The following is a 26,395-nucleotide window of genomic DNA, read 5'->3' as shown; positions in this document are numbered from 1 at the left end:
TTTTCATTCCCCTTTTCGGTGCGGCGTCGTTGCCGCCAGTTGTGTGGAGCGTTATCCGCCCCTTGTCGGTTTCGTTAGTCGAGGGCGCCCTTGAGGACGGCGTTGGCTTCCCGCAGCGCATGCGCGATGCGATTGCGGGTCTGACGCGCATGGACCGTATAAAAAGCAGTGTCTTCGGAATGGGCCGGCAGTCGCGCAAGCTCCCGTATGCCATCGAGCGACGGCCAGGGTGTGTGCGGCAGAGCGGAATCCGGATGGAAGCGCTCACCGCTGGTATAGTTGAGCGGCACCAGCAGACGTGACGCACGCATCAGTGCCGCGTTTATCCGTTCCGCGGCAGCCTCCGTCGCGCCCGCCGAACGCTGCATCAGCGTTGTCGCCCATTGCTCGAGGTCCGCGGCCGAAGTTCGGAGCGTGCCGATATCCAGCTGCCCGGAGAGGTCTTTATCGAGACGCGCGAGCTCGTCGCCGAGCGATCGTGCATAGACCGCATAGTCGAGAGGGAGGACTTGAGCCGTCAGCAGACGGTGCAATACCAAAAGGATGATGCGCGTATCGCGGACGAGGTTGTCCGGGTCGATATGCTCGACAGTGTCATGCGGTGTATGCCACCACCAGCCAAGGGCCGTCAGCATCTTGACCGGGGACGGTGGCTGGTGGCTGAGGCTGCCGAACATGGAGGGAATGCCGACGCCCCAGAAAGATTGATCGGCGGCGCGGCCATGACGCCGGCCGGCATGTTTCTGCCCCGATACGGCTTCGATCGCTTCGGCCGCGACGGACCGCAATTCGTCGATGACGCCGGAGTTGGTGAGGACGGTCGCGCCTTCGCCGCCGGTGGAATCGACATTCACATGGGCGACGCAGCGGCGGTCGAGCTCGTCGAAATATTCGTCGGCGTACCAGGCCGAGCCGGAATAGCGGCCATGGGAATGGCCCGACCAGAAGCAGATACGTAGTCCCCGCTTCCATTCCCGCCGTCCGATGGCCAGCACTCGCGCCGCCTCGAGCATGGTCGCATTGGCGCCGCCATTGTCCATGACGCCGAAATGCCAGGTGTCATGATGGCCGGAGAAGAGGACGAAGGGGACGTCTTCGGCGCCGTCCGGGCCAAGCTCGGCAACGAGGATGGGCGTCTTGCGCCAGCCGGTATCGACTTCGGTTTCGATCGAGGCGCGAATCGTTTCACCATCGGCAAGCCGCTTACGAAGGGGCTCGCCGTTTTGCAGTGTGATTGTGCAGATCGCCGTCGTCGGAAGCCTGTTGCGCGTATGCTGCGAAGGGCTTCCCCACACCGGCGAGACGCACATTTCGTAAAGATGTTCGTTGGGGCTGATATGGATTTGTCCGATAGCACCGGCAGCACTTGCAAGTGCTGCCACCTCCTCTGTCGCGATGCCATCGACGAGAACGATCTTGCCATGGACATTCCGCCCGGAGAAATCAGCTTCATGCCCTTCGCCAACATGGACCAGTTCGGCGTCGATACCGCCGGCCGGCGTGGATATGGACATGGAATGCGTAATGCAGCGCAAAGCCTCGCCGTCGATCTCCACCCTGGCCTTGCCCGGCAGGCTGATGAAGGCATCATGGGATAGCAGCCGGGTATGATAGCCGTAAGCGCCCATTTCGGCCTGGAGATAGTGGAAGCTCTCCAGCTCTTCGGGAGTTCCCGAGAGTTTTACGCGCCGCGAGAATTCGCGGATATGCGCCATGAGGCGGTTGTAATCGGGCTGCAGGCCGGTGGCGTCAGGCATTGTTCTTCTCCGGCAGCGGCGGCTCTACATCATCGGGGATCGGATTGACGAAAGGCGTGCCGTCGAGACGCGCCTTATGATCCGACTTGGCTGCCTCGATGAGAGCGGGATTGCTGATGAGATCGAGGGCAGTGCTCGCCATGATCTTTGCGGCATGCTCCATGCCCTTATGGGCGGCAGGAAGCTTTCCCTGCGCAACAAGCTGCCAGGAATGGCCGGGCGTGCCGATGGCATAGGTGGCGCCGCGCATCTGCACGGTCGGCACGACCCAGCTCACTGTGCCGACATCCGTCGAGCCGACCAGCGTCCCGTCGCCGGCATCGAGCGGGAAGATGATATCGCAAAGTCCCTGGCTCTTCTTCGGCTTCAAACCGAAGCGGCCATAGGAGGCTGCGATATCCTCCGCGTTGAATGTCTCCTGGAATTTGCGTGCCGCCGCCTCATCTGCGCTGTCGAAGGCCGGCGGGCCAAGCCTTTCGAGATTGGCAAACATCAGCTCTTCCAGCGGCGTATTGCCGACCAGATTGGCGTCGCCGCTGATAATCTCGCTGCGCACAGTGGTCTCCGTCATCAAGGCGGCGCCTTCGGCGACCTTCTTTACCCGGGCAACAAGGCTCAACAATTCGGGGAGCGTGCGAGCCCGCACCAGGTAGCGCACTGTCGCTCGCGCTTGCACGACGTTGGGTGCTGCGCCGCCGGCATCGGTGATGGCGTAGTGGATGCGTGCCGTCGATGACATGTGTTCACGCATATAATTGACGCCGACATTCATCAGTTCCACGGCGTCAAGCGCGCTGCGGCCGAGATGAGGTGTCGCCGCCGCATGCGATGCGCGGCCGGAAAAATGGAAATTGATCTCGTTGCAGGCAAGCGAGATCGGATTGTTGACGCCGACAAAGGCAGCCGGATGCCAGGATATGGCGATATCGACGTCGTCAAAGACGCCGGCGCGCACCATGAAGCCCTTGGACGAGCCACCTTCTTCCGCAGGGCAGCCATAATAGCGCACCCGGCCTTTCAGGCCATTTGCGGTCAGGAAATCCTTAACCGCGGCGGCGGCCAACATCGAACCGGATCCGAGCAGATTATGACCGCAGCCGTGGCCATTGCCGCCGGCGACGAGCGGTCGTTCCTCGGCGATCCCCGCTTCCTGGCTGAGGCCAGGCAGGGCGTCGAATTCGCCGAGGATCGCAATCACGGGACCACCTTCGCCGGCTTCACCCATGACGGCCGTCGGCAGGCCGGCCACATTACGCTGAACGCGGAAGCCTTCCTGCTCGAGCAGAAGCGCGTGCTCGGCCGAGGAGCGGAATTCCTCATAATTGGTTTCCGGCATGCCCCAGATGCGATCGCTAAGGTCAAAAAAGGCTTGGCTTTTTTCTTCGACCGTATCCCAGATTTCTGATGAGTTTTTCATGGCGTTTCGATGAGGCTCGGATTATAGAGTTACCAAAATTGGCGCCAATTTAGGATACAAAAAATTTTTGCGCAATATATCGGCATGGATATTTTTTCATCAGCAGGGGTTTCCGGTGAGTTGCGCGCAACCGGCTACAGAAGTCCGCGGCAACATGATATCGATCGCAAGTAGATGGCAGGGGAATTGAGATGAGTGATGTCGGATTGAAGAGCGGCGACACGGGTGCCGAAGATGAGGCAACTCGCGACGTCACTGATCTCATTCTCCAGGATATCCTTGGAGGATTGCTCCTTCCCGGAACCTGGCTCAAGCAGATTGATCTTGAAAAGCGCTATGGCTGCACGCGGCCGGAAGTGCGCCGCGCACTGGACCGGCTAGCGCAGAAGCGGCTTGTCGAACACGTGCCAAATCGTGGCTACCATGTCTATGAGCCGGACGGCCGGCGCGCCGCGGAAGTCAGCGATATCCGCATAATATTGGAGACGGCGATTGCCGGCCAGATCGTCCAGAACGCTTCGCCCGACAGCATCCGGAAATTACGCATTCTGGCGAAGCGGTTCGACGAGACGGTTCTCCTCGGCACCATGCTGGAACTGTATGAAGCCAATCTGGCGTTCCATCGCGAATTGCTGACGCTCGGCGGCAACAAGGAATTGGTCGAGCTGATCACCGAGATCCGGCAACGCACCTCATCCGCGCCGGTTTCGCAATGGCGTACCCGGGCGCGTGTCGAACAGTCCGGCCGGGAACATCATCTGATGATCGATGCCATCGACGCCGGCGATGTCGAGGAACTGAAACGCCTCACGATACGCCATATCCGCCAATCCTAAGATCCCCACTGCACCTTCATTGGCAAATTGGTACCTCAACCCTCGACCTTGAATTTCTCCAATGCGATGTGGTTGAGGTCGAAACCGAGACCGGGGCGTGCCGGAGCGCTGATGGAGCCATCTGCATTCACCTCGAGTTGCTGGTGGAACATCGCGTCCTTCAGGCGATTGAGGCTGTTGTCGTAATATTCGACGATCAGCCCGTTCGGTACGGCGGCAACGAGATGGACGTGAATTTCCTGGTCACCGTGCGGCGCGACCGGGACATGGTTGGCGTCGGCATAATGGGCGCATTTTTGCCATTCGGTGATGCCGCCGAGAATCTGCGCGTCGGCGTTGAGCACATCTGCGGCGCCTGCGGTGATCAGATCGCGGAAACCGGTGATCGTATATTCGTTTTCGCCAAGCGCGATCGGGATATCCGTCCGGCGGACCAGGGCGGCAGCGCCGGCATTGTCCTCCGGCGAAAGCGGCTCTTCGAACCAGAAACAGCCGCGTTCTTCGAGAAAGCGCGCCATCTTCAGGGCGTCCAGGCGATTATAGGCATTGTTCGCGTCGGTCAGGACCGAGACTCCGGGGCCGACTGCTTCGATGACGGCATCGACACGGGCGAAATCATCAGCCAGCGGCACGGCGCCGATCTTCATCTTGATTGCTTTGGCGCCCTTTGCCGCCTTGTCGGAAACTTCCTTCTGCAAGCCGTCGAGACCCTTGCCCTTGCCGTAATAGCCACCCGCGACATAGGCGGGCACCGTATCGCGATAGCCGCCCAGCATCTGGTGGACGGATCGGCCGCATTCCTTGCCGATCGCGTCCCAGACCGCGATGTCGACGGCGCTCTGGGCGCGGGTTTCAAGGCCGCGGCGGCCGAACAGCTTCGGCTGGTAGATGAGTTTCCAGATCCGCTCGGTGTTGAGCGGCTGGCCGACGACGAGCTGCGCAATTTCGCGAAGCGCCTCGTAGACGATCTTGCCGCCATGCGTCCATCCGAGGCCGACGACCCCGGACTTCGTCTCCAGCTCAACAATCACGATTTGCGTATGGGTGTAGGTATAAAGCCCGTTGGTGATCGGTTCGTCATACGGCGTAGCATAGGCGGTGACGCGTGCGGACTGGATGGTCATGATATTCTTACCAATCGTCAAAGGGTCTGGTCAGGAATGCCTTGGGATGGCTGCGTTCCAGTTTGCGGCGCGGCATCGGATGTGAACCTGTGGGTCTCTGCCATCTTTGCCAAGAGGCGGTCGCGCGCCGCGGTGACATGATCGAAGACGGCGTCGCCGGCGGCTTTCGGGTCTTTTCGCTCGAGGGCCACAACCATTTTTTCGTGCTCGGCGATGACGGTTTCGAAAACATCCGGCGTATAGCCGCCGAAGCCATCGCCGACGCTGCGGACAACGCGGGTCCGTCCTTCCAGAATGAGCTCGGCCTCCGGATTGCGGGCGATAGCATAGATCCGCTTGTGGAATTTGACGTTCTCGAGCGCGGCGGGCACGCCGCCGCCGCTGCGGATCAAGGCGGACAGGGTCTCATGCAACTGTCTGATATCGCGAATGTCCTCATCGGTCGCGAGCTCCGCTGCCCGATGGGCAAGCAGGGATTCGATGCCGACACGGATGTCGTAGATGTTGCGGATATAGTCCTCGGTCACGGATTCGATCTTGAAGCCACGATGGGCGAGCGAGATCAGGATACCTTCACCCTCCAACTGCCGCAGTGCTTCCCGGATCGGCATATGACTGACGCCGTAACGCGTCGTCAGCGTGTCGATGGTCAGGTGCATGCCGGGCAAGAACTCTCCTGAGACCAGATCGGCCACGATCGCTCGTTTGACACGCAGATAAACCGGTTCATTGAGCGGGGGGACGCTGGCCAGACTCTTGGAACTCACCCTCATCAATCGGTCCTTTCGTTGCTCTGGAGCGGATCATAGCCGAATAGCCGGGCTTTTGCATCAAATCCTATATTTGCGCAAATCTTCCGATCAAGCGTTGACTCATCCTATATTTGCGCAAATATAGGATAGCAAGCGGCGATGGGGAGGAGCCTGTCGTCTTGTCAGGGAGGAATGCGAATGACGACCGATGATAGCGGCGGCGTGCCCGGATTCCGTCGGGAGATTTCCCGGCGACATTTGCTTCAACTGGGTGCAATGGGAGCCGCTGCCGCCGCGATGCCCTTTTCGGGCCGCGCTCTGGCCGAGGCAGCTCCGGACGCCGATCTGATCGCCGCCGCCAAGGCCGAGGGAACGCTGACCTATTATCATACGACTGCGATCGACATAACCGCGACCTGGACGTCGGCCTTCACCAAGAAATACGGTATCAGCACGCAGAATGTCCGCGGCCCCAGCTACCCGCTTTTCGACCGGTGGCTGACGGAGGAACGTGTCGGTCAGCACATCGCCGATGTCATTCAGATCACTGATACGGTGCTCATCGAATCCGCACATGATGAGGGGTTGATCGGCGAATATACGCCTCCCTCGGGCGCAGGCATTCGTCCGTCGATGAAAAAGGAGGGCATCTGGTACACGATCTTCGTCAACGCGATGGGGATCGCCTGGAACTCCCAAAAGGTCACGCCGGAGGAGGATAAATTGATCCGCGAAGGCGGCTGGCAGGCGCTGACAGATCCGCGTTGGACCGGTCGTATGGCCACCTCGACGCCGGCATCCGGCGGCAGCAGCTATTCCTTCGTCTATATGTTTCTGGGCGGCAAGCGAGACCAGTTCGGTCCCGCTTACGAGGCCAAGATCGCTGCCCTGAAACCGCAGATTTATGAAAGCAAATCGCCGATGTATGACCGGGTCGGTGCCGGCGAACATGCGATTGTCGATCAGGCGTCGCAGAGCGATATGGGCAATCTCTATCTCAAGGGCGCGCCGATCCGCTGGGTATTTCCTTCGCCGACGCCTGCCAATCTCACCGTGCAGGCGATTTCCGCCCATGCGTCGCATTCCAATGCGGCAAAACTCTTTCAGGATTGGGCCGCAAGCTCCGAGGGCCAGGCCGAGTGGTTCAAGCTCTCAGGCGTTGCCTCCGCGCGCGAAGATACCGTCGACGGCCGCAAGGCGAACAAGGGCGACTGGTACAAGGAGGATTGGTATGCCGATCCCACGGACCTTTACCTCGATTATCTGAACGATCCTGGCTACGTCGATCCGGGCAAACCCATCATCGCCGAATGGAACCAGATTTTCGGACGGTGAGGTGGCGACGTGTCGATAACGCAAACACAAACGCAGGCCATCCCGGCCGGTCGAGCCGAGGGCCTGCGGCGCCGGCGTGGGCTGGCATTACCGCTCGCGCTCGGCACTTTGCTGACGGTATTGGTGCTGCTGCCGATCCTGTTGATGTTTCTCGGCGCGATGCGGACGGGAACCTTCGTCGACCCCCGTGCTCAGTTTTCCCTGAGAAGCCTGCAGACCGTCTATACGACGCTGCCATATCTCAAGACGCTTTCCGTCACCATCGGCGCGTCGCTTCTCGTTTCGCTGATCGCCTGCCTTGTCGGGATCGCGCTAGCCTGGCTGTTGTCGCGGACAGACATCCGGGCGCGTGGTTTCATGGAGCAGTGCGTGATTGCGCCGCTCTATCTCTCGCCTTTCGTCGGCGCACTCGCCTGGCTGATCCTGGCCTCGCCGAATGCGGGCTTGATCAACGTGATAGCTCGCGACCTCCTCGGTATCCAGGGCGCCATAATCAATGTCGTCAGTGCCACGGGCGTCATCCTGATCATGGCCCTCTACAATGTGCCCTATGCCTATATGACTGTATCGTCAGCGCTGAAGGGCATGGACCCCTCGATGGAGGAGGCATCCTATCTGAACGGCGCCGGCGCGTTTACGACGGCTTATAAGATCACGCTTCCGATCGTGCGTCCGGCCATCATCTCGGCCTTCTTCTTCGTTTTCGTCCTGACCTGCGGCACCTTTTCCATTCCGGCCGCTCTCGGCGGTACGCAGGCAATGCCGTTCCTCGCCGTCGATATCTATCGTGCCGTCGCCACTTTTCCGCTCGACTATTCGCGAGCGGCAGCGATTGGAACGCTGATTTTCTGGATATCGCTGATCGGCGTGGCTTTTTATCGTTTTGCCTCACGGGTTGCGACGCGTTTCGTCACGGTGACGGCGAGAGGATACCGCGCCCGGCTCGTGCGGCTTCGCGGCTGGCGGTTCGCGGCTTTGCTCTTCATCCTGGCCTACGTGGTACTCGCGATCATCCTGCCTTATCTGGCGCTGCTCTATGTTGCATTCACTCGCTTTACCTCGTCGTCGATCCTCGATGCTCATTTCACGCTTGCCAATTTCGCGGCGGTTCTCGGATCGGTTTCGGTTCAACAGTCGGTTTTGAACACGCTGCTGGTCGGCATTCTTTCTCCCACGTTTTGCGTCGCGCTTGGCATCGTCCTTGCCTATGCGGTCCGCCGCCTTCGGGTGAGGGGTGGCGACATTCTCGATTATATCGCGATGTTCCCGATCGCGGTGCCGGGCATCGTCTTCGGCACCGGCATCTTCTGGACTTATCTGATGACGCCGGCCTACGGCACGATCTGGATCCTCGTCATTGCCTTCGTCGCCTCGTACATCCCCTTCGCCTACCGGATGATCGACACGTCGATGATCCAGATCGACAAGTCGCTGGAAGAAGCGTCCTCCGTCTGCGGCGGTTCGCATTGGCATACGGCACGCAAGATCACCTTCGCGCTGATCAAGCCGGGCGTGCTGTCGGCCTGGATCCTGGTCTTCATTTTCTCGATCCGCGAGATCAGCGCTGCGATTCTCCTGGCATCACCGAGCAATAAGGTGCTGTCGGTCATGTCCTGGGACTACCTCGAATTCGGCAATGTCCAGAACGCTACCATCATCGGCCTCCTGCAAACCGCGATCCTTGGCGCCGGCATTTTCGTTGGGCGTTTCGTGTTGCGCGTGAAGCTGTCGCAGGCCACCTAACGGAGGAAGTCTCATGGCTAGGCTGAAGGTCGAGGATCTTGTTGTGGCGTATGGCGCCGTAATCGCCGTCCGCGATATCTCCTTCACGGTCGAGGACGGTGAATTCGTTTCGTTGCTTGGACCGAGTGGTTGCGGCAAGACGACAACGTTGCGATGTATTGCCGGTCTCGAAGGTTCTTCAGGCGGAACCATCCGCTTGGGCGAAGCGATCATGGCGGCGGATGGCCGCGATGTGCCGCCCGACAAGCGCGGCATCAACATGGTCTTCCAGTCCTATGCTGTCTGGCCGCACATGTCGGTCTTCGAGAACGTCGCCTATGGGCTGCGCATCCGTCGCGAGCCCGCGGCCGATATCGCCAGGAAAGTCGGCGAGGCACTCAAGATCGTCGGCCTCGATGGCTTTGCCGGCCGCTATGGAACGGAGCTGAGCGGCGGGCAGCAGCAGCGTGTGGCGCTTGCCCGCGCCGTCGTCACCTCGCCGCGGCTGCTGTTGTTCGATGAGCCGCTGAGCAATCTCGATGCTGGCCTGCGCGACCGGATGCGCTTCGAATTGGTGGAACTGCAGCGCCGGCTGGGCCAGACGTCGCTTTACGTGACCCACGATCAGTCCGAAGCGATGCTGATGAGTGATCGCATCATCCTGATGAAGGACGGGCGGATCATGCAGTCGGGCACGCCGCGCGACCTCTACGAGCGGCCGGCTAGCCGCTTCGCCGCCGAATTCATCGGCAACGCCAACATCGTTGAAGCCGCAGTCATTCGCTCCGCCGGCGATCGCTCGGCGCAGGTAGTGCTCCCCGGCGGCGTGACCGTGGAAGGGCATTTTTCGCGCGGGCAAGACGTCCGCGCCTCAGGCCCGGTTCTCGCCTGTATCCGCGCCGAGAGCATCAGCCGCATCCCTGGCGACGAGGCTGGCGCGAATTGCTTCGATGCGCGGGTCGACTCCCTCGGTTTCCTCGGCCCGCTCGTCACCTGCAGTTTGCGGCTGGGCGAAGTGACGCTGCGTGCCGAACTGCCAGCGCGCCGGCCTCCGGCCATCGGCGACACCATCCGGATCCGGATCGAACCCGACGACGTCATCATCATCCCGGAATTGTGACCCGCATGCCCTGCGGACGAAACGGCACGAAAGGATTTGAACATGCGCATTGAAAGCATTGAAAGCATTTTTATCGACAAATATTTCTTCGTCGAGATCCGCACGGACAACGGACTGGTCGGTCTGGGCGAGGGCGGCGCCTGGGGGTTTCATGAGGCAACGGCCGGCGCGGTGACACGATTCAAGGACTACCTTCTGGGTGAGGACCCGCTGCGCATCGAACATCACTGGCAATACATGTATCGCTGGGCGCATTTCCGCGGCTCGGCGATCATGGCCGCGATCAGCGCTATCGATATCGCGCTTTGGGACATCGCCGGAAAGCATTACGAGGCGCCCGTACATGCCCTTCTCGGCGGCAAGGTGCGAGACAAGGCACGCGCCTATTATCATGTCTTCGGCGAGACCAAGGAAGAGCTTTTCACCGGTATCGAGAATGCCAAAAAAATGGGTTTTACCGCCGTCGGTCACCTCACCCCCTTTCTCGATTCCCGCCGCGAAGTGCCCTTTTTCCAGACGCATGCGCAGAAGATCGGCGACGCCATCGATACGGTTCGCGAATATCGCAAGATTGCCGGACGCGACATGGATCTCTGCATTGAGATCCACCGGCGGATGGCACCTTTCGAAGCCGTGCAGCTTGGCAGGGGGATTGAGGAGTTCCTGCCGCTGTTCATGGAAGATCCGGTCACGCCCGATAATCTCGATGAGATGGCCTATGTCGCCGACAAGATCGGCATTCCGATCGCGACCGGCGAGCGCATGACATCGCTGTGGGAGTTCCAGATGCTTCTGGCGCGCAATGCCGTGCAGATGGTCCGCCCCGATATCTGCATCGTCGGCGGCATTTCCGGCGCCCGCAAGATCGCTGCCCTTGCCGAGGCGTCGCATGTCGGTGTCGTGCCGCACAATCCGTTGAGCGCGGTGTCGACGGCGGCGTGTCTCCAGATTGCGGCGACGGCGCCGAACTTCGTGCTGCAGGAGTTCCCGAACGACACCTGGGACGTCACGGACAAGCGCCCGGACACCGACAGTTTCCTCGCCGGCGCCTCGCAACATGACGGCGAGGGCTTTCTGACGATCAGCGACGAGCCCGGAATCGGCATCACTCTGCGGCCGGACGCGGCAACAAAATATCCGTATCGCCCCCGAAAGATGCATACCCGTCTTCACGTCGACGGCTCCGTCGTCGATCAATGATGGAGCACTAAAGCTCGGATCGCAGCGTGTTTGCCAAATACTCGGTAAGCGCGCGCGCCTTGTGGGACGGCTGACGACCGCCCGGAAATACCGCATAGGCATCGACAGGATTCAAAGTGTAGTCGCTGAGAAGGCACGAGACTTCCTGCGGTTAGTTCGGTACGGCACATCCATACTGAAACGAGGGCTAGTCCCAGGCCTTCGACCGCGCAGGCAATCAGGCCGCTGGCAGAACTGACCCGTATTCGCCCGCTGACGGCGATAGAAGTCACAGTGTCGCCATGCTTGAAGGACCAGCCTTCTGGGCCGGGGTCGGACGGTCCTCTCAGGCAATCATGTTGGGCGAGTTCTGCGGGCGTGGCCGGCGTGCCCCGGCGAGCAAGATAGTCGGGCGAGCCAACAATAAGGCGCCGCGCGCTGGCCAGCCGCCGCGCGACGAAGCTCGAATCCGGCTGCCGGCCGAGGCGTAACGCCATATCGACGCCTTCGGCAACGAGATCCTCAAAGCGATCCGCCATCAGCATATCGATCGTGAGTGCCGGATGTCGGTCAAGGAATGGACGGAGCAGGGGCGCGATTTCCCGCGTGCCGAAGGCGACCGGCAAGGCAAGGCGCAGGACGCCCGAGAGACTGTCCGCTCCTCGCGCAGCGCTCTCGGCCTCATCGAGCCCGCTAAGGATCTCCCTTGCCTGATTAAAAAAAACACGGCCGGCATCCGTAGGCATCAGCTTGCGCGTGGTTCGCAGCAAAAGCTTGACGCCAATCCGTTCCTCCAGTTCCGCGATGTTGCGCGACACGGACGGCTGGGACAGACCAAACTCCCGCGCAGCCTTGGAAAAGCTGCCCGCTTCGATAGCGCGCACGAACAAGGTCAATTGCTGGAGTCGATCACTCATATGTCAAACGTATAGATCATATCCGATATCGACGGATACCCGCTTTTTCGTGAATAGGGCATCTTTTGGATGTGCGGTCGGTATAGGGCTGATCGGCAAGCCAAGGAGCACCGCCATGTTGCTTCAAGATCGCCTCGACGCTTTCAAAAGGGATTTCGAGTCCGGAAATCCCCCCTACAACATTCCCCGGACCATTATCGACGCTTTCCATCGGTCGACAACAGCGTTGGTTGCAACGGGTCAGGCAGAACGAGCTCTGCGCGCCGGCGACGTTGCCCCCGACCTTACGCTGGAAGGCTCCGACGGCACATTGGTCAGCCTCTCGGACTTACTTGCCAAGGGTCCCGCGGTGCTGACCTTCTACCGAGGCGCATGGTGCCCCTATTGCAACCTGGAACTTGCGGCCTTGCAGGAGGCGCTGCCCGAGATTGTCGCCCGTGGCGCCAGTCTTGTCGCCATTTCTCCGCAGACCGCTCCCAATAGCCGCAAGTCGATCCGTCAGCACAATTTGACTTTCCCCATGCTGCGCGATGACGGCGGTGAACTGGCAGCGAAGTTCGGCCTTCGCTGGAAGCTCTCCGAAGAGATGATAGGCGTTCATAAGAGCCTTGGGGCCGACCTTGAGGCGTTCAACGGCAATAACGCATGGACCCTTCCAATGCCCGCCCGTTACATCATCGATCGCGACAGTGTTATCGCCTATTCAGAAATCAATCCGGACTACACCAAACGGCCGGATCCTTCGGAACTTCTGCCGACCCTCGACCTTCTGGCGAGCAGGCGCGGGGCGTGACAGCCCGAAGACCCATAACCCAACCATCGCGCCCGGTGGTCAGCGGCAGCCTCACATCACTTCGATCGTGCCGATGGTGGCGATCTGATTGCATCAGCGTCAATGATTCCTGAAGGAGGAAACCCATGTCCAATCCAGAACAGTTCGATACCCTGATCCTCGGCAGCGGGCAGGGCGGTAAGTTGCTTGCCTGGCACTTGGCTCGTTCAGGGCAGAAGGTTGCCGTCGTCGAGCGGCGTTGGGTCGGAGGCTCCTGCCCCGCCGTCGCCTGCCTGCCAAGCAAGAACGAGATCTGGAGCGCCAGGGTTGCGCACGTCGCCCAGAATGCCGCCCCGTTCGGCACGGTCACGGGTCCCGTCAAGATCGACATGGCCAGGGTTCGCCAACGCAAACAGGAAATGGTCGATCGCGAGATTGCCTTTCACCTGAACGCCTACAAGACCAGTGGCGCCGAGCTGATCATGGGAAGCGGGCGTTTCGTCGCTCCCAAAACCATCGAGGTGGCGCTGAATGACGGCGGCACGCGCTTGCTGACCGGCAATGAGGTGGTCGTCAATGTCGGTTCGCATGCGGCTATCCCGAACATTCCCGGTATCGAAGCCGCCCGTGCTCTCACCCATATCGAAGCGCTGGAACTCGACTATGTGCCGGCGCATCTTCTGGTGCTCGGCGGCGGTTATGTCGGTATTGAAATGGCCCAGGCCTACCGGCGTTTCGGCAGCCGTGTCACGATCATCGAACCCGGCTCCCGACTGATGGCCCGTGAAGACGCCGATGTCGCCGAGGAAATGCTGCGTATTCTGACGAGTGAGGGCATAGAGGTGCTGCTCGGCGTCGAACCGATCAATGTTCGCGGCCTTTCCGGCGATGAGGTGAGCGTGACAGTGCGCTCGTCTGCCGGTGAACAGAGGATCGAGGGCAGCGACCTTCTTGTTGCTGTCGGGCGTGTTCCCAACACGGCGGATATCGGCTTGGAACAAGCTGGCATTGAGCTGAACGCTCGCGGTTTCATTCGCGTCACCGAGAGGTTGGAGACGACTGCGGCCGATGTCTGGGCGATCGGTGAATGTGCCGGCAGCCCGCAATTCACCCATGTTTCCGTCGACGATTATCGGATCGTCAGGGACAATATGGCGGGCGGCAACCGCAGGGCGGACGACCGGCTGGTTCCCTATGTCATGTTCACCGACCCGCCACTTGCTCGTGTTGGACTGAGTGAGGGCGAGGCGCAGCGGCAAGGTATTGCTGTGCGCATGGCAACGCTGCCGATGAGCAATGTTCTGCGCACGCAAGCGACAGAGGAAACCGAGGGCTTCATGAAAGTGCTGGTCAGCGCCGAAGATGACCGCATTCTGGGCTTTACCATGATCGGCTCGGAGGCCGGCGAGGTCATGGCTGCGGTCCAGACCGCTATGTTGGCGGGCCTGCCTTACTGGAAACTTCGCGACGCCGTTATCGTCCATCTGACGATTGCTGAAGGCCTGGGTCCGTTGCTGGGGAACATAGCGCCGCGATCGGCACGATAGTCGAATCGCCACGGTCGGCAAACAGGCCTGCGCCTGCTTGCCGACCCATCATGACGCCCTCAAGTGAAACGTCAGCAGCATGCCGCATATGGCATGCGTTGGTTTCGGCGAAGACTGCGAAATTGAGCATTCACCAGGGGATCTTTATCAACGGCACATGGACGGAAGATTATCTGGGCTTGTTTGAAGGGGAGACATCGACTTCGGAATGCCACCGGCCGCCCCTTGAACATGAAGGGGACGAGGGAATATCCTTAACTCAGGGTGATTCGAACAGCCTTCGAAAGGAGGAGGAAAATGCGGATCAACAACGCTCCCTGGATGCGGCCTGTCACTATTCGATTGCAGTGCGGTCTGGAACGGAGCTTCGGCGGCGCATACGATGCGCTGGATTTCCTCGAAAATGAGTGGCCCCTCCGGAATGGAGAGCCGTATGACCGCGCAGTCAAGACATGCTGCGGAGCATTGAATGGCGCGATCCCCTCGATCATCGCGCGCGAGGCTTTTGTTGCTGCGTGCCTGGAGGCAGATATGCCGGCGGTGTTGGCGCCTCGCAAGGCGATGCGGCAGCCGACTTCGGGATCTTCGCGGACAACGCGTTATACTGCAAATTGAGCAGACAGCTCCGCCCGGGCGGAGCTCCCTATTGGTGGGTATAGGTATCCCGTCGTCGCCGAACGAAGCTAATCTCTCCGGTCCGCGATGCCCGATATCAGCAGTGTTACAAGTTGGAGAAGACAATGGCTCCCGAAACAATGCCTCCCGAAGAGATGAACGACGTACTGACGAAGCTTCCGCTCCGCATCGGGGCCTATGTGCCCGAAGATCTGCTTGAAGATTGGTTTGCGCCGGGGACCGGCATGAACCCGGTCAGCAAGATCGCCCTCGATAACGCCGAAGCCTATGGCCGGCGCTTCGAGTGCGAATTCAAGTATTATCCGGAACGCTTCGAGGGCGTGTTTTGGAAATTCGTACCGGCGATGTAGGTCGGAAGCACCTCGACGTTCGCGGCACAATCATTTCCGGCACTCGGCTAGACACTGCGCGTCGCCACGATCCAATCGACAGCGGCGGAAATATCGTTGACCGTGGCTGTCGGCTGAGATCTGAAACGCTTCTCATCGCCGCGACGGTACTTGCCCGTACGGACCAGCAAAGCGTGGGAAAGTCCGGCTCGCAAGGCCCCTGCAACATCGGTTTCGGCATCATCACCCACCATAACAGCTTCCGTTTTCGGACAATGCATGCTGGCAAGCGCGGACAGGAAGAATTCGGGCGACGGCTTGCCCAGGACAATAGCGCGTCTTTGACTTGCGAACTCCAACGCTGCGACGAAAGCGCCTGCATCGAGGCTGAGCTTCCCATCCGCATCCTTGAACGTCCGATTCGGTGCGAGCGCCAGGAAGTTCGCGCCCTCGATCAATTGTCGAAATGCAGCGTTCAGGGTTCGGTAGTCGAAAACCTCGCCGGCATCGCCAACGACGAGAGCCTTGCCTTTGCCGCCCGCCAGATCGTGGAAATCCGGCGCCAGATCAGGGTGGACCAGGAGGTGGGGTGATCGCTCGTTGCGGCCAAGCCAATCGCGGGCGGCCTGCGCGGGGGTGAAGAGTTCGTTGCTCGCTACGGAAAGTCCGAATCTCTCAAGCCGGTTCAGAATCGCCTGCTTGTTTGAGCGCGTCGTGTTGCTGACGAAGCGGATGGGAAGGCCTGCTTCATGCAAGCGGGCAACGGCTGCTGTTGCGCCGGCTATAAGGTCTTCGCCATCATAAATGACGCCCGCGAGATCCAGAAGTACGCCGCTGATCATCGAAGCATATTACCCCAATCCTTCGCCGATAGCACCGTTGGTGGCGACAACCGGCGACTTGACTGCGATATTGTCCCTGAACACAGCACGCAGCCGCACCCGATGCGCTGCTGTCGCACGCGGTCAAAGTTTCAGTGCCAGGAGAAGCGCCAACAGCACGATGCCGACCAGACCGGCAATAAATACCCACCGCTGCCAGCGCCGCCACAAAATGATTTCACCCTGACGGACGTCCTCCGCGGAGAAAGTCGGTGGATGCTTGTTGGTGTCATCCGGGTTCTGCCGCTTGCTCATCCGGTTCCGTTCTCCGCTTCTTGTCCCTCGGACGATCTAGGATTTCAACTGCCTTGTCGGCCAAATGTTCCGGAAGGTCGGGATCGGCGGCCTCCGCGTATCGCCGTTTATGCCGGCTGCTCGCGGTTATCTTCCGTTGAAGATGATCCCGACAAAAAACGCAGGAACAATGTCCCTTCCCACACGGTTATCGCCAAAGCGGGAGAAGGCCACGAGCGACACGACAAGACGTGTCGTTGGGACAGGGGTTCACGGCGATTATCCCCGCCGACGTCAAACTCGAAATTTGGATCTTTTAACTGGAATGACGCCGGATCGTTCAAGCACGAGGTGTAGCGATGAAAAGCAAAATAATACTTGCGACTGCGACAATAATAGCCGGATGTCTGGTGGCTTCGTCGGCATTGGCAATAAGCGATAAGCAATTCCTGAGCGATGCGATCAAAGGCGACAACGCGGAAATCACACTCGGTCAGTTGGCTGCTCAAAAAGGCAGGAGCGATGGCGTGCGCTCGTTCGGGCAGACCTTGGTCACCGATCACCGCAAAGCGAAGGACGAGGCGACCGCTCTTGCGGCAGCTCTCGAAGTCAATGTTTCCGGCGGGGTTGCGGGGGAGGCACAACAAGAGCTCGATAAGCTCCAGCATTTGACCGGTTCCGACTTCGACAAGGAGTTCGTAAGCTTCATGGTGACGGAACATGAGAAGGCCATTGCCGAGTTCAAGCAGAAGGCCAGCGAAGGCAACAGGCAGGTCCCTGAACTTGCGGCGAAAGCTTTGCCGACGCTGCAGAATCATCTGCAACTCGCGCAGTCCCTGAGTGGGCATTGAGTACGCCGCTCGATGGCAAGTAGGCCGAGTGTTTCCCTAGACTCCGGCTATCGATCTCCTCCGAGCACCTTGCGCAGCTCCCGGACGTTCTGGTTCAACGCTTCGAATTGCTCAGGCGTCATGCCCGACCGCTCCACCAAGGTCTCGCCGAGGCAGCTGCTTCGGCTGAACAGAGCGCGACCGGTCGCGGTAAGCCACACATGGACCTGGCGCTCGTCGATCTTGCTGCGTCTGCGCTCGACGTGGCCGGCTTGTTCCAGCCGCTGCACCGGGGGTGTGATCGTACTTGATTCCAGTGCGAGCCGATCCGCAATTGCGCCGACCGTCAGCCCATCGTTCTCGCCCAATGTACATAGAACGAGATATTGCGGATAGGTGATGCCCATCGCATCCAGCATCGGCTTGTATGTGCGATTGATGGCGATGCTTGCAGCATAGAGCGAAAAGCAAAGCTGATTGTCCAACGGGACGGGCTTAGGTTCGGACATGGATGTCTTCCAATTGACACGCGCCTCCTTTATCTATCACGAAAAATGATATCGCGATAATTTTTTTATAGACAACAATTTGAAATGGCCTTAAACGTATATATATCGCGATAACAAATATCGCGATATGAAATTAATGGAGATTGAAATGAGCCAGTCGATCAATCAAGTTACCCGCCGAGGTGTCATGACGGCCGGACTCGGCCTGGCCGCCACGGCCGCCGTTATGCCCTTCGCTCAAACCACACAAGCCTCTCCCGCAAAGCAATCTTCGAAAGGTAAGGACACTATGAGCAGCAGCACGATTACGACCAAGGACGGAACGCAGATCTTCTACAAGGACTGGGGTACAGGTCAGCCGATCGTCTTCCATCACGGCTGGCCGCTGAGTGCCGACGACTGGGATGCGCAGATGCTGTTTTTCCTGAACCAGGGCTACCGCGTCATCGCCCATGACCGCCGCGGTCACGGCCGCTCGAGCCAGACGGCGGCCGGCAATGAAATGGATACCTACGCCGCTGACGTCGCAGAACTCGCCGCTCACCTCGACCTGAAGGGTGCCATTCACGTCGGCCATTCGACCGGCGGCGGTGAAGTTGCCCGCTATGTGGCCAAGCACGGCGGTAACGGCCGGGTTTCCAAGGCGGTACTGATCGGTGCGGTTCCTCCGATTATGGTCAAGTCCGAGAAGAATCCTGGTGGTCTGCCGATCGAAGTGTTCGACGGTTTCCGTGCAGCGCTTGCGGCCAACCGCGCCCAGTTCTTCCACGATGTTCCCGCCGGCCCATTCTACGGCTTCAATCGTCCGGGTGCGACTGTCTCGGAGGGCATCATCGATAACTGGTGGCGTCAGGGCATGATGGGCGGCGCCAAGGCTCACTACGACTGCATCAAGGCCTTCTCGGAAACCGATTTCACCGAGGATCTGAAGAAGATCGATGTGCCGGTGCTGGTGATGCACGGCGATGACGACCAGATCGTGCCGATCGCAGATTCAGCGCTTCTGTCTTCCAAGTTGCTCAAGAACGCGACATTGAAAGTCTATAAGGGCTTCCCGCACGGCATGGCCACCACCCATGCAGACGCCATCAATGCCGACCTGCTTGCCTTCTTCAAGGCATAACTATTCTCAGAAGAAGAGAGCGCCCGCCGGGAGGCGGGCGCTTGACGGACAATGTGTTGTCCGTCTCACACAATTCCATGCAGGCTTACAAAAATGCCGGCGCCGCACGCCAGCAAGAGCAGGGGATTGATGCGTGTTAACATGAGAACCGCAGTGGACGCGAGCGCGACACCTTCAGCCACCCACCCCCCATCCATCGCGTTGAAGAGAATATAGGTTGCGGCCAGGATCATGCCGGCGGCGATCGGCCTGAGGCCGGTTTCCAGGGCGATCTGCCAGCGCGCGCCCTGGAAACGCGACCAGACATGAGCCACGCCGTAAATCAGGAAGGCGGTAGGCCCAAACAGGGCGAGTGTTGCGACGACGGCGCCCCAGAAGCCTGCGACCTGCCAGCCGATTAACGTCGCCAACAATGAGCCTGGCCCTGGGGTCATCCGCGAAATGGCGAAGGCGTTGACGAATTCGGCTTGCGTCATCCAGTGGTGGACGTCGACGACCTGACGATGGATGTCGGCGATGGCGCTTTGCCCGCCGCCGATCGTCACGATGGAAATTGGTGCAAAGACGGTCAGCAGATCCCAAAGCGGATTTGACATCGGTCCGTCGTCCTCAGACATTGAAATAGGAGAGGGCGACGCTGACCGATCCGGCACCCAGCACAGTCCAAATCAGGGGCCAATGGAGGATGCCGATTGCAACGAAAGTGGCGATCATCAGGGCAATCGGCATGACCTCGCGCGGAACGCGCCAAGCTGCCGTCAATCCCATCGACAGTGATAATCCCACAGCCGCGGCAGCTGCTCCTTCGAGAAGCAGATGGGTTACATCGAACCGCATCAGTGAGGCGAACAAAGTCCCGAGCAGGACGATGACGATCCCGGGTGGGACGATGATCCCGAGAAAACCGGCAACGGCGCCCTTGCGGCCGAGCATGCGATAGCCGATCCAGATGGCCAGGTTCTTGATGTTGATCCCGGGCAAAGCCTGCGAAATGGCCAGCCCGTTGAAAAACTCTTCTTCCGTCATCCATTTCCGCATCTGAACGAACTCTCGCAGAAACCAGCCGCTTAATCCGCCACCAAAACTGGTGAGGCCGATGCGGGCGAAGATGAGAAACAGTCCGAGAGCAGTCGGGCTTTGACCTTGCGAATTCCGCATGGTGGCGCGTCCTTCTATATGTGCGGCGTCTGCAAATGGAGGATAGGGGCGCCATCGTTCTTATTGGCCGCCACGGCCTTTAGCAAGCGATGGAGGTACGGCAATTTCGTAAATTGAAATTTGTTGACAATTTACAGAATGCGATTTACGACTTCGGCCATGAAGACACCAGACCTAGATATCCTCCGTTTCCAGTCGATGACGAGCGTGCTTAAGCACGAGATCGAGCAGCTTGTTTTGTCGGGCCATTTCGCCAGTGGAGAGCGGCTGAACGAGAACGCCCTTGCGACGCGCTTTCAGGTGAGCCGCGGGCCGATCCGTGAGGCGTGCCGAGCGCTTGCAGAGAGTGGGTTGCTGGAGCTTATCCCCAACCGCGGCGTATTCGTGCGCAGCGTCAGCGAAGAGGAGGCTCTGGATGTCTACGATGTGCGCGCGGCGCTTTTCGGCTTGGCTGCCAGGCTTTCGGCCGCACGCATGAGTGAAGCCGACCTCGCCAAATTGGACGAGCTGTTGGATACGATGGACAGGTTCGCCGAGCAGGGGTCGCTCGACGAATATTATCCAGTCAACTTGAAGTTTCATCAGGCGATCTTGCAGGGGTCCGGCAACAAGCGGCTGGTTGATGACTATGCGGCTTTGATCAAGGAACTGCATCTCTTCCGCGCGAGAGGTCTGCTGCATGGCGGCGGTCTCGAGCGCTCGAACCTGGAGCACCGGCAGATTGTCGATGCCCTCAAGGCGCGCGATCCCGAGGCTGCATTCAGGGCAGCCTTCGATCACGTTCAGCGGGGTAAGGATCGAATGCTGCATGTCGAAGATCCCGGCAGAGCCAAGGAGCTAGCCGGCAAGACTGCCTAATTCATTTTTCTGAGATGGCGCTGAGGGAGCGACGTTCAACATCCAATTGCGATGGGAGGAAATATCGCATGGGAATTAATTTTAAACCTAAAGCAATTTCATTGGCGCTTGCACTCGTAACCCTGCCTTTCAGCGCGGCTATCGCTCAGCAAAAGTATCCTGCGCCGATCGTCAAGCTCGTCACGCATTCCAGTCCCGGCGGCGGTAGTGACGTGTTTCTGCGTGAAATGCTGCCCTATCTCCAGCCCTATCTGGGGCCGAAGCTGGTCGTCGAAAATGTCACCGGTGGCAGCGGTGCCAAGGCCATGTCGACGGTAGCCTCCTCAACGCCAGATGGTAGCTGGTTCTACGCGACGACGCCGACCTATATTTATACGTCCCTGCTCAGCACGCCCGAAGCGACCTACAAGGATATGGAGCCGCTGGTAAATGTCTTCTACGATCCTGAGGTGATCTACACCTCGGTGGATTCCAAGTTCCAGACGCTGCCGGATGTCATTGCCGCCGCTGAGGAGGGTCGTGGCAAATGGGGTGCTGCGAACCCTGCCTCGCTCGAGCGGCAGGTTCTCGAGCAGATCAAGGCGAAGACCGGCGTCAATGCGTCCATCATCACCTTCGAAGGCGGTGGCGATATGCAGATCAACGTGCTGAATGGCACGCTGGACATCGGCGTTGGCGAGATCGGCGAAATTCGCGCCCAACTCGATGCAGGCAAGCTGCGCATGCTGGCCGTTGTCGGCGACCACCGTCTGAACCTCTTTCCAGATCTGAAGACGGCGAAGGAACAGGGCATCGATGTATCGGTGGTCAAATTCCGCGGCCTTGCTGGCCCGAAGAACCTGCCCCCGGCGGTCATTGCGGCCTGGGAAGCGGCGATCCCGAAGCTGCTCGCAGACCCGAAATACAAGAAGATCTACACGGAAAACGATCTTGAGCCGGGCTTCATGAAGCATGATGAATACGTGAGCTTCATGAACAAGTTCGGCAGCGATACGCAGGCCTTCCTGAAGGCTTCCGGCGTCATCCAGTAACAAGCGGCGGCGCTATCGCCGCCTGCTTTCCCTTCGAGTTCAGAGGCTTCGTCCCATGAAACGCGATCTCGTTTGCGGCATCCTGATGCTCGCGCTCGCCATAGCCTATTACAGCGTTGCAGCAGCCATCCCGCACAGCATGCTCGCCGACTCCGTCGGACCGCAGGGCCTGCCGATCAGCTACGCGATCGTGCTCGGTATTTTGTCGCTGCTCTTGATCGCCAACACGCTTCTCGGGCGCGGCGGCGGTGTTCATGCCGTCGTCAGCGCCGGCAAGAACACGGTAAAAAGCGACCGTTACGCCGCGTTGCGTGCTGCCGGCATGGTGCTTATGGGCGCAGCTTACATCGCGATCCTGCCTTGGCTCGGATACATTCTGTCGCTGGCCCTCCTGATCTTCTTTGTCGCCTGGTATCTGGAACGTCGCCTTACGCCATGGATGCTGCCGATTGCCGCAGCCGGCGGCGTGGTTTTCTGGGTGATCTTCGTTGAAATCCTGCAAGTTCCGCAGCCTGCCGGGCTGTGGCCGTCGCTGATCTGAGGAGGACGGCATGGCTGTTTTCATGCATCTGCTCGATGTCCTGACCACGCCGGGCATCATCTTCGCAGCCTTCGCCGGTGTCGCCTGGGGCGTCGTTGGAAGCTCGATGCCGGGCATCTCCGCATCGATCGCAATGGCGCTCCTCCTGCCCTTCACTTACGGTATGCAATCGTCGATGGCGATCGTGCTTTTGGCGTCGGCCTATTTTGGCGCGGAATATGGCGGCTCCATTCCGGCCATTCTGATCCGCACGCCGGGGACCAATGCGGCGGCGGCCACTGTCCTTGACGGCTATGCAATGAAGCAGCAGGGTCGGGCGGGCGAAGCGCTTGGTATCTCGCTCTATTCCGGTATTCTCGGCGGCATTTTCGGGCTCGTTGTCCTGGTGCTGCTGACGGAGCCGTTGTCTCGTCTGGCGCTGGCCTTTCATCCGACCTCTTATTTCGCGCTAGGCATCCTCGGTCTGAGCGTCATCGGGTCGTTGGCCGGTGAAAATCTGATCAAGGGTTTGATGGCCGGCGTTCTCGGACTGATGATCGCAGCCATCGGCACCGATCCCGTGACCGGCCTCAATCGCTTCACCTTCGGCAGCCCGGAACTTCTCTCCGGCATTCCGCCGATCCTCGTTCTCGTCGGTCTCTATGCGCTGAGCGAGTTGATGGCGACGGCAAGCGAGCCCGCGTGGGACAAGGCGGATGCGGGTTCGGCTCGTGTCAGGTTCCCGAGCAAAGCCATCTGGAAACGGATCTGGCCGGCGCAACTGATCGGCATGATCGTCGGCGTCATCGAAGGTGTGACGCCTGGCGCCGGCGGGACAGTGGCAGCCTTTCTTGCCTATAACGAAGCGCGCCGCTGGTCGCGCCACAAGGACGAGTTCGGCAAGGGCGCACCGGAAGGCATCGCCGCGCCGGAAACCGCCAACACCACGGTTTCCAAGACCGCGCTCATTCCGCTGCTGAGTCTCGGTATTCCCGGTACGAACTCCACGGCCGTCCTGCTCGGCGGCTTCCTGATCCAGGACCTTATTCCCGGACCGATGCTGTTCGTGCAGCATGCCGATATCGTGTTTGACCTCTATGTCGGCCTTGGCGTCAGCGTCATCGCATTGCTTGTCGCAGGCTACGCCTTCATGCCGCCTTGCATCTGGCTGGTGAACCGGCCGAAATCCTACCTGATGGCGTTCATCTTCGCATTGCTGGTCTCCGGCGTCTACGCGATCGAATACAGCCTGTTCCAGGTCGGCGTTGCGCTGTCCTTCGGCGCCCTCGGCTATGCCATGCGTTATTTCCGGCTGCCGTTCCTGCCGATGGTGCTCGGTGTGGTTCTCGGATTCCTGATCGAATCCAACTATCGGCGGGCGCTGGTGCTCTCGGCCGGTGACTACTCGACCTTCATCACCGATCCGATCTCGGCCGGCCTGCTCGCCGTCGCACTTCTCTTCATCGTCGGCTCCCTCGTCGGACATGTCCGCGGCCGCCGCAGGAATGACAAGACAGCGCAGTCCTCCCAGCCTGCCCAAGAGTCCCAAATCGTGAAAGGCCACTCGTGAACCAGCATAGTCCTCTTGCCACGACCACCATCGCCGAGACTCTGGCGCAGTGGATCGCCGGCCTCTCCCGTGACGGGATTTCGAAAAAGGCGATCGACATTTCGCGTATGTTGATCGTCGACGTGGCGGGCCTCGCCATCGCCGCCCGGAACGAAGACTATGTCGCCGCAACGATTGCCGCGACCGACAAGGGTGTCACCACCGCGATCGGCCATCACGGCGGTTTCGATGCTTTCAGCGCCGCACTAATCAACGGCACCGCCGCGCATGGCGAAGATTACGACGATACTTTCGAGGGCGGGCCGGTTCATTCCGGCGCCGTCATCGTGCCGGCGGTGCTTGCCATTTGCGAGCGTGAGGGGCTTAGCGGCGACAGGCTCCTGAAGGGGGTCGCTGTGGGCGTCGAGCTTCTCTGCCGTCTGAGCCTCGTTGCACCGAAGGCAATCCATACAGCGGGGTTCCATCCGACCGCCGTTATCGGCACGGTCGCTGCTGCTGCGGCCGTTTCCGCCAGTCTCGGCCTCAGCGAAAGCGAGACGGTCTCGGCGATCGGCATTGCCGGCAGCATGGCGGCGGGTATCATAGAATACCTGGCCGAAGGCACCTGGACCAAACGCATGCATGCCGGCAACGCCGCCCAGTCCGGCATACGCGCGGCGCTCATGGCTCGCGGCGGGTTCCTCGGCCCTCGTACAGTGATGGAAGGCACACATGGTTTCTTCCACGCCTTTGCACCGTCACGTGAACCCGACTTCGGCGTTCTTCTCCGCGATCTTGGTCAAGATTGGATCATGGAGACCATCGCCTTCAAGCCCTATGCATGCGGGACGATGACGCAACCGTTTATCGACTGCGCTGTCCAACTCGCCGAGACCGGCGTCAGCGCGGATCAGATCGTGGAGATCGTCTGCGATGTCGGCGAAGGCACGGTGCATCGGCTATGGGAACCGCTTGCGGTCAAGCACGCGCCGCAGACGCCCTACGCCGCGAAATTCTCGACCCCCATCTGCATGGCTTTCGGCTTCCTCGATCGCAAGGCGGGGCTCGCGCAATTCACTGGGGAACGCATCGCCGATCCGGCAGTAAGGGCGCTTGCGGCGAAGATCCGCTATCGCATCGATCCGAACGACGAATATCCGAAGAACTTCACTGGCCATCTCCTGGCGACGCTTTCGGACGGTTCGCAGCTGGAATTCCGTCAGCCCTATATGCGCGGCGGCAAGCATGCGCCGCTGACGGTGGAAGAGATAGAGACGAAGTTCGTCGACAATGCCGTCTATGGCGGCTGGAGTCGGGAGACGGCACTCGCTTTTCTTACACTCTCGCAAACGATTTTCGACGGCGCTGATATCGATCGATTGAAGGAGTTTGCGCTGTGAGCGAACAGAGCCTCGCAGGCCGCGTCGCAATTGTGACAGGCGCTGCCCGCAACATTGGCCGTCAGATCGCGCTCGACTTGGCATCTGCCGGCGCCGCCGTAGTGGTCAATGCCCTCAGTTCTCGGGCAGAAGCGGAAGCAGCCGCGGCGGAGATTCAGTCCGCCGGCGGTCGCGCGATCGTAACATTGGCGGATGTCGCCACCGAGGAGGGAGCTCAACGGTTGGTCGCAAGCGCGCTTGACGCCTTCGGCAAACTTGATTGCGTCGTCAACAACGCCGCTAACCGCCGTGAAACGCCCTTTGCCGATCTCTCATACGCGGAATGGCGTGAGGTGTTGAGCATCATCCTAGATGGCGCCTTCCTGATGGCGAAGGCCGCGCAGCCGGCGCTTTCACGTTCCGACAATGCAGCGATCATCAACATCGGCGGCATGTCCGCCCATACGGGCGCGGCCAATCGTGCGCATGTGGTGACAGCCAAGGCGGGCATCGTCGGACTGACGCGCGGACTCGCGCATGACCTGGCGCCGCAGGGGATCACCGTCAATTGCGTCGTGCCCGGTATGATCGGCACAGCGCGTGGCCGTTCCTCAGCACAAAATCCCGCCCATCACGCCGTGCATGCCCCTTTGGTCGGTCGTCGCGGACGGCCGGAAGAAGTGGCCGCCCTGGTTCAGTTCCTCGCCGGTCCGAATGCTCGTTACCTGACCGGTCAGACGATCCATGCCAATGGTGGGGTCTTCCTGCCATGAATTGCAGTTTGCGCGATCGGCCTCCGGCCGGTCTTGCGACTTTCAACGGCAGCGGCTTTTCCCGAGCGCGTCTGCCGGCTCCCAAGACATTATTATTTTCGAAAAGG

27 protein-coding genes are annotated in these 26,395 nt (G+C 60.0%); 17 read left to right on the top strand and 10 right to left on the bottom strand.

Annotated elements, in window-relative coordinates; all coding sequences use genetic code 11:
• Positions 1 to 74: 74 nt before the first annotated feature.
• Together CCGE525_RS31555 and CCGE525_RS31550 are read right to left on the bottom strand one after the other, a co-directional pair.
• Positions 75 to 1,757, bottom strand: coding sequence for a M28 family peptidase (locus tag CCGE525_RS31555; RefSeq protein WP_120708127.1), 1,683 nt, complete (start codon positions 1,755 to 1,757; stop codon positions 75 to 77).
• Positions 1,750 to 3,174, bottom strand: coding sequence for a M20 family metallopeptidase (locus CCGE525_RS31550; protein WP_120708126.1), 1,425 nt, complete (start codon positions 3,172 to 3,174; stop codon positions 1,750 to 1,752). The genes CCGE525_RS31555 and CCGE525_RS31550 overlap by 8 nt, the downstream gene beginning before the upstream one ends.
• A 191-nt stretch (positions 3,175 to 3,365) precedes the next feature.
• Here CCGE525_RS31550 and CCGE525_RS31545 point away from each other — a divergent pair, with 191 nt between their 5' ends.
• Complete coding sequence (locus tag CCGE525_RS31545) at positions 3,366 to 4,010, top strand: GntR family transcriptional regulator (RefSeq protein ID WP_120708125.1); 645 nt, start codon at positions 3,366 to 3,368, stop codon at positions 4,008 to 4,010.
• Between the two features lie 35 nt (positions 4,011 to 4,045).
• Here the strand turns inward: CCGE525_RS31545 and CCGE525_RS31540 are convergent, their stop codons facing one another.
• A complete protein-coding gene (locus CCGE525_RS31540; protein WP_120708736.1) occupies positions 4,046 to 5,134 on the bottom strand; it encodes a mandelate racemase/muconate lactonizing enzyme family protein in 1,089 nt (362 codons plus the stop codon).
• Between the two features lie 17 nt (positions 5,135 to 5,151).
• The gene (locus CCGE525_RS31535; protein WP_120708124.1) at positions 5,152 to 5,907 is read right to left on the bottom strand and encodes a GntR family transcriptional regulator; all 756 of its coding nucleotides are present in this window, start codon (positions 5,905 to 5,907) and stop codon (positions 5,152 to 5,154) included.
• Positions 5,908 to 6,084: 177 nt separating this feature from the next.
• On the opposite strand from CCGE525_RS31535, the gene CCGE525_RS31530 reads away from it, so the two are divergent.
• Genes CCGE525_RS31530 through CCGE525_RS31515 form a run of 4 tightly spaced genes read left to right on the top strand, consistent with a single transcriptional unit; the run spans position 6,085 to position 11,263 of the window.
• Complete coding sequence (locus CCGE525_RS31530; RefSeq protein WP_162950361.1) at positions 6,085 to 7,221, top strand: ABC transporter substrate-binding protein; 1,137 nt, start codon at positions 6,085 to 6,087, stop codon at positions 7,219 to 7,221.
• Between the two features lie 9 nt (positions 7,222 to 7,230).
• Positions 7,231 to 8,964: an ABC transporter permease gene (locus CCGE525_RS31525; protein ID WP_120708122.1), complete on the top strand. Its 1,734-nt coding sequence runs from the start codon at positions 7,231 to 7,233 to the stop codon at positions 8,962 to 8,964.
• 13 nt (positions 8,965 to 8,977) lie between these two features.
• Positions 8,978 to 10,063 (top strand): ABC transporter ATP-binding protein, encoded by a 1,086-nt coding sequence (locus CCGE525_RS31520; RefSeq protein WP_120708121.1) that lies wholly within the window; start codon positions 8,978 to 8,980, stop codon positions 10,061 to 10,063.
• A 42-nt stretch (positions 10,064 to 10,105) separates the two neighbouring features.
• Positions 10,106 to 11,263: a mandelate racemase/muconate lactonizing enzyme family protein gene (locus CCGE525_RS31515; protein ID WP_120708120.1), complete on the top strand. Its 1,158-nt coding sequence runs from the start codon at positions 10,106 to 10,108 to the stop codon at positions 11,261 to 11,263.
• Here the strand turns inward: CCGE525_RS31515 and CCGE525_RS31510 are convergent.
• Positions 11,257 to 12,126, bottom strand: a complete 870-nt coding sequence (locus CCGE525_RS31510; protein WP_342637460.1) for a LysR family transcriptional regulator — start codon at positions 12,124 to 12,126, stop codon at positions 11,257 to 11,259. The genes CCGE525_RS31515 and CCGE525_RS31510 overlap by 7 nt on opposite strands.
• Before the next feature lie 148 nt (positions 12,127 to 12,274).
• On the opposite strand from CCGE525_RS31510, the gene CCGE525_RS31505 reads away from it, so the two are divergent.
• The 4 genes from CCGE525_RS31505 (at position 12,275) to CCGE525_RS31490 (ending at position 15,464) form a co-directional block, all read left to right on the top strand.
• Complete coding sequence (locus CCGE525_RS31505) at positions 12,275 to 12,952, top strand: peroxiredoxin-like family protein (RefSeq protein ID WP_120708119.1); 678 nt, start codon at positions 12,275 to 12,277, stop codon at positions 12,950 to 12,952.
• A gap of 125 nt (positions 12,953 to 13,077) precedes the next feature.
• A complete protein-coding gene (locus tag CCGE525_RS31500; protein ID WP_120708118.1) occupies positions 13,078 to 14,478 on the top strand; it encodes an FAD-dependent oxidoreductase in 1,401 nt (466 codons plus the stop codon).
• Positions 14,479 to 14,775: 297 nt separating this feature from the next.
• The gene (locus CCGE525_RS31495; RefSeq protein ID WP_120708117.1) at positions 14,776 to 15,093 is read left to right on the top strand and encodes a DUF982 domain-containing protein; all 318 of its coding nucleotides are present in this window, start codon (positions 14,776 to 14,778) and stop codon (positions 15,091 to 15,093) included.
• A 125-nt stretch (positions 15,094 to 15,218) separates the two neighbouring features.
• Positions 15,219 to 15,464, top strand: coding sequence for a hypothetical protein (locus tag CCGE525_RS31490; RefSeq protein ID WP_414127707.1), 246 nt, complete (start codon positions 15,219 to 15,221; stop codon positions 15,462 to 15,464).
• Positions 15,465 to 15,511: 47 nt separating this feature from the next.
• Here CCGE525_RS31490 and CCGE525_RS31485 read toward each other — a convergent pair whose 3' ends face one another.
• Together CCGE525_RS31485 and CCGE525_RS38545 are read right to left on the bottom strand one after the other, a co-directional pair.
• A complete protein-coding gene (locus CCGE525_RS31485) occupies positions 15,512 to 16,285 on the bottom strand; it encodes a TIGR01458 family HAD-type hydrolase (RefSeq protein WP_120708116.1) in 774 nt (257 codons plus the stop codon).
• A gap of 123 nt (positions 16,286 to 16,408) precedes the next feature.
• On the bottom strand, positions 16,409 to 16,579 hold the full coding sequence (locus CCGE525_RS38545; RefSeq protein WP_162950360.1) for a hypothetical protein: 171 nt from the start codon (positions 16,577 to 16,579) through the stop codon (positions 16,409 to 16,411).
• Between the two features lie 338 nt (positions 16,580 to 16,917).
• Here CCGE525_RS38545 and CCGE525_RS31480 point away from each other — a divergent pair, with 338 nt between their 5' ends.
• Positions 16,918 to 17,409, top strand: coding sequence for a DUF4142 domain-containing protein (locus CCGE525_RS31480; protein WP_120708115.1), 492 nt, complete (start codon positions 16,918 to 16,920; stop codon positions 17,407 to 17,409).
• Positions 17,410 to 17,456: 47 nt separating this feature from the next.
• On the opposite strand, the gene CCGE525_RS31475 is transcribed toward CCGE525_RS31480, so the two are convergent.
• Complete coding sequence (locus CCGE525_RS31475) at positions 17,457 to 17,897, bottom strand: MarR family winged helix-turn-helix transcriptional regulator (RefSeq protein ID WP_120708114.1); 441 nt, start codon at positions 17,895 to 17,897, stop codon at positions 17,457 to 17,459.
• Positions 17,898 to 18,045: 148 nt separating this feature from the next.
• Here CCGE525_RS31475 and CCGE525_RS31470 point away from each other — a divergent pair, with 148 nt between their 5' ends.
• Entirely contained in the window at positions 18,046 to 19,020 is a 975-nt protein-coding gene (locus CCGE525_RS31470) for an alpha/beta fold hydrolase (RefSeq protein ID WP_162950359.1), read from the top strand.
• A 65-nt stretch (positions 19,021 to 19,085) separates the two neighbouring features.
• Here the strand turns inward: CCGE525_RS31470 and CCGE525_RS31465 are convergent, their stop codons facing one another.
• Positions 19,086 to 19,616: a chromate transporter gene (locus tag CCGE525_RS31465; RefSeq protein WP_120708113.1), complete on the bottom strand. Its 531-nt coding sequence runs from the start codon at positions 19,614 to 19,616 to the stop codon at positions 19,086 to 19,088.
• Positions 19,617 to 19,629: 13 nt separating this feature from the next.
• Positions 19,630 to 20,178 carry a chromate transporter gene (locus CCGE525_RS31460; RefSeq protein WP_120708112.1) on the bottom strand — a complete coding sequence of 183 codons (549 nt, stop codon included), beginning with the start codon at positions 20,176 to 20,178 and terminating at the stop codon, positions 19,630 to 19,632.
• Positions 20,179 to 20,337: 159 nt separating this feature from the next.
• On the opposite strand from CCGE525_RS31460, the gene CCGE525_RS31455 reads away from it, so the two are divergent.
• The 6 genes from CCGE525_RS31455 to CCGE525_RS31430 all read left to right on the top strand — a co-directional run bounded on the left by CCGE525_RS31455 (position 20,338) and on the right by CCGE525_RS31430 (position 26,288).
• Positions 20,338 to 21,036, top strand: coding sequence for an FCD domain-containing protein (locus tag CCGE525_RS31455; protein WP_162950358.1), 699 nt, complete (start codon positions 20,338 to 20,340; stop codon positions 21,034 to 21,036).
• Positions 21,037 to 21,104: 68 nt separating this feature from the next.
• On the top strand, positions 21,105 to 22,067 hold the full coding sequence (locus CCGE525_RS31450) for a Bug family tripartite tricarboxylate transporter substrate binding protein (RefSeq protein WP_120708110.1): 963 nt from the start codon (positions 21,105 to 21,107) through the stop codon (positions 22,065 to 22,067).
• A 55-nt stretch (positions 22,068 to 22,122) separates the two neighbouring features.
• Positions 22,123 to 22,608 (top strand): tripartite tricarboxylate transporter TctB family protein, encoded by a 486-nt coding sequence (locus tag CCGE525_RS31445; RefSeq protein ID WP_120708109.1) that lies wholly within the window; start codon positions 22,123 to 22,125, stop codon positions 22,606 to 22,608.
• A 10-nt stretch (positions 22,609 to 22,618) separates the two neighbouring features.
• Complete coding sequence (locus tag CCGE525_RS31440; RefSeq protein WP_120708108.1) at positions 22,619 to 24,157, top strand: tripartite tricarboxylate transporter permease; 1,539 nt, start codon at positions 22,619 to 22,621, stop codon at positions 24,155 to 24,157.
• Positions 24,154 to 25,536, top strand: coding sequence for an MmgE/PrpD family protein (locus CCGE525_RS31435; RefSeq protein ID WP_120708107.1), 1,383 nt, complete (start codon positions 24,154 to 24,156; stop codon positions 25,534 to 25,536). The genes CCGE525_RS31440 and CCGE525_RS31435 overlap by 4 nt, the downstream gene beginning before the upstream one ends.
• Positions 25,533 to 26,288, top strand: coding sequence for an SDR family NAD(P)-dependent oxidoreductase (locus CCGE525_RS31430; protein ID WP_120708106.1), 756 nt, complete (start codon positions 25,533 to 25,535; stop codon positions 26,286 to 26,288). Before CCGE525_RS31435 ends, CCGE525_RS31430 begins: the two co-directional genes overlap by 4 nt.
• Positions 26,289 to 26,395: the final 107 nt, after the last annotated feature.

The sequence above is a fragment of the Rhizobium jaguaris genome, assembly GCF_003627755.1.
GTDB lineage: Bacteria > Pseudomonadota > Alphaproteobacteria > Rhizobiales > Rhizobiaceae > Rhizobium > Rhizobium jaguaris.
The sequence above is the reverse complement of the archived record's forward strand: the minus strand, read 5'-3'. Positions and strand labels throughout refer to the sequence as shown.

What these genes read in the sequence shown, in the direction of transcription:
- CCGE525_RS31535 (WP_120708124.1), bottom strand. Translation starts at nt 5,907, where the DNA reads ATGAGGGTGAGTTCCAAGAGTCTGGCCAGCGTCCCCCCGCTCAATGAA.
- CCGE525_RS38545 (WP_162950360.1), bottom strand. Translation starts at nt 16,579, where the DNA reads ATGAGCAAGCGGCAGAACCCGGATGACACCAACAAGCATCCACCGACT.
- CCGE525_RS31475 (WP_120708114.1), bottom strand. Translation starts at nt 17,897, where the DNA reads ATGTCCGAACCTAAGCCCGTCCCGTTGGACAATCAGCTTTGCTTTTCG.
- CCGE525_RS31515 (WP_120708120.1), top strand. Translation starts at nt 10,106, where the DNA reads ATGCGCATTGAAAGCATTGAAAGCATTTTTATCGACAAATATTTCTTC.
- CCGE525_RS31550 (WP_120708126.1), bottom strand. Translation starts at nt 3,174, where the DNA reads ATGAAAAACTCATCAGAAATCTGGGATACGGTCGAAGAAAAAAGCCAA.
- CCGE525_RS31485 (WP_120708116.1), bottom strand. Translation starts at nt 16,285, where the DNA reads ATGATCAGCGGCGTACTTCTGGATCTCGCGGGCGTCATTTATGATGGC.
- CCGE525_RS31470 (WP_162950359.1), top strand. Translation starts at nt 18,046, where the DNA reads ATGAGCCAGTCGATCAATCAAGTTACCCGCCGAGGTGTCATGACGGCC.
- CCGE525_RS31480 (WP_120708115.1), top strand. Translation starts at nt 16,918, where the DNA reads ATGAAAAGCAAAATAATACTTGCGACTGCGACAATAATAGCCGGATGT.
- CCGE525_RS31455 (WP_162950358.1), top strand. Translation starts at nt 20,338, where the DNA reads ATGAAGACACCAGACCTAGATATCCTCCGTTTCCAGTCGATGACGAGC.
- CCGE525_RS31465 (WP_120708113.1), bottom strand. Translation starts at nt 19,616, where the DNA reads ATGTCAAATCCGCTTTGGGATCTGCTGACCGTCTTTGCACCAATTTCC.
- CCGE525_RS31500 (WP_120708118.1), top strand. Translation starts at nt 13,078, where the DNA reads ATGTCCAATCCAGAACAGTTCGATACCCTGATCCTCGGCAGCGGGCAG.
- CCGE525_RS31555 (WP_120708127.1), bottom strand. Translation starts at nt 1,757, where the DNA reads ATGCCTGACGCCACCGGCCTGCAGCCCGATTACAACCGCCTCATGGCG.
- CCGE525_RS31540 (WP_120708736.1), bottom strand. Translation starts at nt 5,134, where the DNA reads ATGACCATCCAGTCCGCACGCGTCACCGCCTATGCTACGCCGTATGAC.
- CCGE525_RS31495 (WP_120708117.1), top strand. Translation starts at nt 14,776, where the DNA reads ATGCGGATCAACAACGCTCCCTGGATGCGGCCTGTCACTATTCGATTG.
- CCGE525_RS31545 (WP_120708125.1), top strand. Translation starts at nt 3,366, where the DNA reads ATGAGTGATGTCGGATTGAAGAGCGGCGACACGGGTGCCGAAGATGAG.
- CCGE525_RS31445 (WP_120708109.1), top strand. Translation starts at nt 22,123, where the DNA reads ATGAAACGCGATCTCGTTTGCGGCATCCTGATGCTCGCGCTCGCCATA.
- CCGE525_RS31505 (WP_120708119.1), top strand. Translation starts at nt 12,275, where the DNA reads ATGTTGCTTCAAGATCGCCTCGACGCTTTCAAAAGGGATTTCGAGTCC.
- CCGE525_RS31520 (WP_120708121.1), top strand. Translation starts at nt 8,978, where the DNA reads ATGGCTAGGCTGAAGGTCGAGGATCTTGTTGTGGCGTATGGCGCCGTA.
- CCGE525_RS31450 (WP_120708110.1), top strand. Translation starts at nt 21,105, where the DNA reads ATGGGAATTAATTTTAAACCTAAAGCAATTTCATTGGCGCTTGCACTC.
- CCGE525_RS31460 (WP_120708112.1), bottom strand. Translation starts at nt 20,178, where the DNA reads ATGCGGAATTCGCAAGGTCAAAGCCCGACTGCTCTCGGACTGTTTCTC.
- CCGE525_RS31530 (WP_162950361.1), top strand. Translation starts at nt 6,085, where the DNA reads ATGACGACCGATGATAGCGGCGGCGTGCCCGGATTCCGTCGGGAGATT.
- CCGE525_RS31440 (WP_120708108.1), top strand. Translation starts at nt 22,619, where the DNA reads ATGGCTGTTTTCATGCATCTGCTCGATGTCCTGACCACGCCGGGCATC.
- CCGE525_RS31490 (WP_414127707.1), top strand. Translation starts at nt 15,219, where the DNA reads ATGGCTCCCGAAACAATGCCTCCCGAAGAGATGAACGACGTACTGACG.